Genomic DNA, 3,488 nt, shown 5'->3' with positions numbered 1-3,488 from the left:
GCGGCTGTCCTTGTACTTGTGGGGCGAGCGGATGACCACGAAGACGTTCTTCTCCGTGGGCAGCGGCACGGGGCCGACCACCGTCGCGCCAGCACGGGTCACCGTGTCGACAATCTTGCGCGCCGAGTTGTCGATGACCTCGTGGTCATACGACTTCAAGCGGATGCGGATCTTCTGTCCCGCCATCTCCGTTACGTCTCTCTCTCGCCGTACAGCTTGCATGTGGCCGGCTCTCCTGGATCCTCCGACCCCCGCGGTCGGGTGTGTCGCACCCGCTCCGCGGCCCGACGACAGGCGCTCTCACGCAAGTCGTGCGGTGTTGTCGGACATTCCGGCAGAGCCGGGGCTTGCGCTTCCCCTGGAGTGCCGCCCCGGCCCGCTGTTCGCAGCAGGGCCGGTTCGGGTGGTGTCACCGGGGGTGGCGGCGCCAACATGGGTCAGCGACGCGCGTCAAGCAACCGGTCCAGTGTGCCAGAGCCTGTGGTGACCTACCAAATCGCGCCGGGAGCAGACGGCATCCCGCCTCCGATGGCGCGTCGCGGCAGGCAGCCACCGTATGCCGCGGGGCGCCACCAGGCGTCGGCGACCGCCTTAGCTCCGGTCGCCGGCGCCCGCCCGCTCCGCCTGCTCGCGCAGCCGGCGCCCCTCCTCCACCTGCTGGTGCCGCTTGGCGGCCTTCTTGTCCGAGGTGCGGGTGTCGCGCGGGGGCAGCTGGAGGGTCTGCTCCGCGGCGATGCCCGCCTGCAGCTCGCGGGCGCGCTCGAGCTCGGCATCCACCTCGGCACCGAACAGCAGGGCGAGGTTGGTCAGCCACAGCCAGAGCAGGAAGACGATGACGCCCGCGAGCGAGCCGTAGGTCTTGTCGTACGAACCGAAGTTCGCGACGTAGAAGCCGAAGGCGCCTGACGCCAGGAGCCAGGTGAGGATGGCGATGGCGGCACCGACGCTCATCCAGCGGAACTTCGGCTGCCTGACATTGGGCGTGGAGTGGTACAGGACGGCCACGAGCACGACGACGATGCCGAGCATCACGGGCCACTTGGCGACGTTCCACGCGGTCACGGCGCCCGTGCCGAGCCCGAGGGCGCCCCCGACGGACCGGGCCACCGGACCGCTGAGGACCAGCCCGATGAGGACGAGGGCGGCCAGGAGGATGCCGACCAGGGTCAGCAGCAGCTGCAGGGGGCGCAGCTTCCACACCGGCCGGCCCTCATCGACCTGGTAGATCCGGTTCAGGGCCCGCCCGAAGGCCCCGATGTAGCCGGAGGCGGACCAGACGGCACCGGCGACACCGAGGAGGAGAGCCAGGCCGGCGGCCTGGTTCTGCACCATCTGGTTGATGGGGCCCTCGAGCTGGTCGGCCGCGTTCTCCTGACCCAGCGAGCGCACGAGGTCGATCAGCGCCGCGGTCGTGGACTCGCCCTGGCCGAACACCCCGAGAAGCGAGACCAGGGCGAGCAGGGCCGGGAAGATCGCGAGCACGGCGTAGTAGGTCAGGGCGGCGGCCAGGTCGGTGCACTGGTCCCGGCTGAACTCGGCCCATGCCTTCTTGGCGGTGTAGGCCCACGACGGCTTCGTCAGGTCGGTCAGCTCGTCCGGCTTGCGCGTGTCGTCCTCATGGGGCGCCGTGCGCGCCTTCTCGGCGCTGGTTCCCTCGCGGGCCATGGGGTTCTCCTGTCACCTCGCGTGCGGCTCTCCTCCCACACTGGTACCCAGCCCGGGTGTCGGCAAACGCTGGTGGTGCCCGGGCTCCTCACGCTTGGATCGGGCCATGAGCACTGTGACGACGGCGACCGGCCCTGGCCGGCAGCGCCAGGCAGCCATCTACCGGGCGGGGGTCCTCGGTGAGCGCCCTCGGGTCCCTGCGGACTTCGCCGAGCTCGAGCGCCGGGCGCGCCGGGCCATGTCGGGCCGGGCGTGGGCCTACGTCGCGGGCGGGGCAGGCGCAGGCCTGACCATGCGCGCGAACAGGCGGGCGTTCGAGCGCTGGGCGATCGTCCCGCGGCAGCTCCGGGGCGCGGGGTCCCGCGACCTCGGGACCACCCTGTTCGGGCGGCAGCTGCCGACTCCGCTGCTGCTGGCCCCCATCGGCGCCGCGGCCCTCGTACGCCGAGGGAGCGACCCGCTGACCGCTGCCGCGGCCGCGGAGCTCGAGGTCCCCTACGTGATCTCGAGCCAGGGGTGCAGCCCGATGGAGGACGTCGCCGCGGCGATGGGCTCGGCGCCGCGCTGGTTCCAGCTGTACTGGAGCACCGACGAGGCGCTCGTGGACAGCCTGCTGCACCGGGCCGAGGCGATCGGCAGCGACGCGGTCGTGGTCACCCTCGACACGACGATGCTGGGCTGGCGTCCCGACGACCTCAACCTCGGGAGCCTGCCGTTCGCCCAGGGCATCGGGATCGCGCAGTACACCTCGGACCCCCGCTTCCAGCAGGTCGTCGCCGAGCGGCTGGCACGCGCCACTCCCGGGAGCCGGCCGCCGACGAGGGTGACGCCGGCCGCGGTGCGCTCCCTGCTCTCGATCACGCGCGAGCACCCAGGTGGGTTCCGCGACAACCTGCGCTCCCCCGTCCCCCGCGCCGCGGTCGAGACCTTCCTCGACATCTACTCCAACCCGGGGCTGGGCTGGGAGCACCTGGCGACGCTGCGAGAGCGCACCCGACTCCCCATCGTGCTCAAGGGGATCCTCCACCCCGAGGACGCGCGCCGGGCCGTGGAGCTGGGTGTCAGCGGCATCGTCGTGTCGAACCATGGTGGGCGGCAGGTCGACGGCGCGGTCGCCTCGCTCGACGCCCTGCCCGGCATCCGGGACGCCGTGGGCCAGGGGACGACGCTCATCCTCGACAGCGGGGTGCGCTCCGGAACGGACGTGCTCAAGGCCCTGGCCCTGGGGGCCGATGCGGTGGCCATCGGACGGCCGTACATCTACGGGCTGGCCCTCGCTGGCGGGGCCGGCGTACGCGACGTGCTCGAGAACCTCCTCGCCGAGCTCGACCTGTCCATGGGGCTCTCCGGCCTGGCGTCCGTGGCGGACCTCGGACCGGAGTGCCTCGTTCCCGCCCCCTGACCATGACTTGGGCTCGGTATGACCAGCGCTCGAGGGGCCGGCCACGCGGCACGTCGTGCGTCGGCGCGACGGGGACCGCGCAGACACGACTGAGGGCCCGCAGCCGAAGCTGCGGGCCCTCAGGGCGTTCAGTGACGCGTCAGATCACCAGGGTCACTTGGTGATCTTGGTGACGCGGCCGGCGCCGACGGTGCGGCCGCCCTCGCGGATGGCGAAGCGCAGGCCCTCCTCCATGGCGATGGGCTGGATCAGCTCGACGCGCATCTCGGTGTTGTCGCCCGGCATGACCATCTCGGTGCCCTCGGGGAGGTGGACAACGCCGGTCACGTCAGTCGTACGGAAGTAGAACTGCGGACGGTAGTTGTCGTAGAACGGCGTGTGACGGCCGCCCTCGTCCTTGGACAGGATGTAGACGTTCGCC

The 3,488-nt window shown here is 71.6% G+C and carries 3 protein-coding genes and 1 pseudogene; 1 reads left to right on the top strand and 3 read right to left on the bottom strand.

All coding sequences use genetic code 11. The features are described 5' to 3' along the window. A partial coding sequence (gene rpsJ, locus VIB11_RS14005) for a 30S ribosomal protein S10 (RefSeq protein ID WP_332031851.1) occupies positions 1 to 186 on the bottom strand: 186 nt, incomplete at its 3' end. 405 nt (positions 187 to 591) lie between these two features. Further along, entirely contained in the window at positions 592 to 1,665 is a 1,074-nt protein-coding gene (locus tag VIB11_RS14000; RefSeq protein WP_332031850.1) for a YihY/virulence factor BrkB family protein, read from the bottom strand. Between the two features lie 106 nt (positions 1,666 to 1,771). On the opposite strand from VIB11_RS14000, the gene VIB11_RS13995 reads away from it, so the two are divergent. Continuing rightward, on the top strand, positions 1,772 to 3,067 hold the full coding sequence (locus VIB11_RS13995) for an alpha-hydroxy-acid oxidizing protein (protein ID WP_332031849.1): 1,296 nt from the start codon (positions 1,772 to 1,774) through the stop codon (positions 3,065 to 3,067). A gap of 153 nt (positions 3,068 to 3,220) precedes the next feature. Here VIB11_RS13995 and VIB11_RS13990 read toward each other — a convergent pair. Next, positions 3,221 to 3,488, bottom strand: a pseudogene (locus tag VIB11_RS13990) (elongation factor Tu); the annotation flags it as partial.

This window comes from Pedococcus sp., from assembly GCF_036554925.1.
Lineage (GTDB): Bacteria > Actinomycetota > Actinomycetes > Actinomycetales > Dermatophilaceae > Pedococcus_A.
The sequence above is the reverse complement of the archived record's forward strand: the minus strand, read 5'-3'. Positions and strand labels throughout refer to the sequence as shown.